Below are 2,104 nucleotides of genomic sequence, written 5' to 3'. Positions count from 1 at the left end.
GCACAGAATTTAAGCGCCAGAGTGCTGTTTCTTATTTATGGGGGAACAGCAATGCTCAAGCAATTCCGGAACGATCGAAGCGGCAACTTTGCGATCTTTGCAGCCTTTGCATTGCCAGTCACGCTCGCCGCCGCCGGTCTCGGCGTGGATGTTGTTCATCTGCGAACAGTGGTGTCAGAAGTTCAGCAGATCACGGATGCGGCGGTGTTAGCCGCGACACGCAAGGCCATGACCGATCGCGAGCGGCGAGAAGTCTTTGAAGATCACTTGCGGTCGCATGTGGCGAATAGTGGCTACAAAGTTTTGAACGCCGAGTTGCGGACGGTCGAAGGGACCAACCACATCGAGGTGACGGGTGACGTCTGGCTCGATGTCGATACCTTCTTTCTGCACAATGCCAGGAAAGAGCCTGCGCGCGTCGTTGCTGCGGCCTACCAGTCCACGAAATCGGTCGAGATCGGCCTTGTCCTCGACAACACCGGATCGATGGGACAGGAGGGCATCGACACGCTGAAAAGCGCAGCACTCGGGCTGCTGGATGTCGTCCAGAATGGGGCTTCCGCCGGCAAGGATATCGAGGTCGCTGTTGTTCCCTTCGTCACAGCAGTCAACATCAAGGGCGAGGGCTTCGACCCCGCCTGGATCGATGGCGATGGCGAAGCGCTTTACAATGGCTGGACGTTCCTCGACAACAAAGAGCGCGAGCGTCGTGGCGAAGGGCTCCCGACTGATTGGGCAGAAGACGGACGCGCCTGCAACAACCAGGGTCAGAGCGCTACATCGCAAGCTTTACGCGATGCTTGCAACGGTTTGGCCGACATTGAGTACCCTCACCAGAGCGTCCTGTTCAGCGCATCGGGAACGGAATGGAAAGGGTGCGTGGAAGCACGTCCCTATCCGCTCAATCTCGGGCTGGAGCCGCCGCGTGGCAGTGATCCTGACACGCTCTTCGTTCCTTACTTCGCACCCGACGAACCTGGCGCTGCATCTCTCGATCGCGGTAATGATTCCGATAGGTTCAACAATTCCTGGCTGAACGATCTTGTCGGCGGCAGCCAGGCAGAGATCCAGCACTCGGTGTTGAAATACATCGATCCGGACGTGCGCAAGGTTGAAGAAGCAAAGTCTCTGTCGCGAGGACCCAACCGGGCTTGTCCAACGCCGATCGTGCCGCTCACGCAGGATCTGAGTAAGGCCCGTACCGGCATCAACGCCATGAAGTACTGGAACGGTTCCGGCACCAACATTGCTGAAGGACTGGCCTGGGGCTGGCGCGTCATGACGCCGGAGGCGCCCTACACGGAAGCAGGCCCGATCGACCCGACAACGACGTCTAAGTTCATCGTATTGATGACGGATGGCCGCAATGTATCCTTTGGCTCCAGCAATACGATGAATAAGTCTGACTACGGCTCCTACGGCTTCCTCTCAGACGGCCGGATCGCTGGCGCCAGCAGTCAGTCGAGTGCCGAGAAGCAGTTGAACGAATGGACACTGAAACTCTGCCAAGACATCAAGGCGCAGCAAATCCAAATTTTTACCGTGCTGTACAAGGAAACAGACAACGGCGTTCAAAAGATGCTGCGCCAGTGCGCGAGCCAGCCGACCAACTTCTACATGGCCGCCAACACTGAAGGATTGAAGAGCGCGTTCTCCGACATCGGTCGACAAATGTCGCCGCTACGGCTCATCAGGTAAAGCGGAGTAGTCGGGGAAGTTGTACTGGCCTCTACGGGTCCGGAGACGTAGAAGGTCACTGTCGAGGCTGGAACACGGGGCCGCCTCAACTCGGCCGAGGGATTAGGGTGGAAGCGCCGAGTTCAATGGATCCCGGCTCAGGATGCTTTGATCAATGCTACCGTTAAGAAGTTCGCTGGGAGACCTAATCCACTCACTTCCTCGACCATTCTCGCTCTAAATTTGGAATGACGTCACTTACCATGTACGATCACCCCCTATTTTTAGGGGGGTACATGGATTTCGATCAGGCTATGCATCACCTTCTCGTCGCGGAGCAGGCGAACGTGCGTTTGAGCAATACAATTTGTTTGATGGCGTTCCGCCACCGACGGCAATGCCCCGCAACTGTCAAACGCTTCTGCAG

The 2,104-nt window shown here is 56.9% G+C and carries 1 protein-coding gene; it reads left to right on the top strand.

Going from position 1 to position 2,104, the window contains the following annotated elements; all coding sequences use genetic code 11:
* Positions 1-1,698, top strand: a 1,698-nt coding sequence (locus GC125_RS00005; RefSeq protein WP_210251648.1) for a TadE/TadG family type IV pilus assembly protein, incomplete at its 5' end; no start/stop codon positions are given.
* Between the last annotated feature and the right edge of the window lie 406 nt (positions 1,699-2,104).

This window comes from Rhizobium sp. EC-SD404, from assembly GCF_902498825.1.
Lineage (GTDB): Bacteria > Pseudomonadota > Alphaproteobacteria > Rhizobiales > Rhizobiaceae > Georhizobium.
The sequence above is the reverse complement of the archived record's forward strand: the minus strand, read 5'-3'. Positions and strand labels throughout refer to the sequence as shown.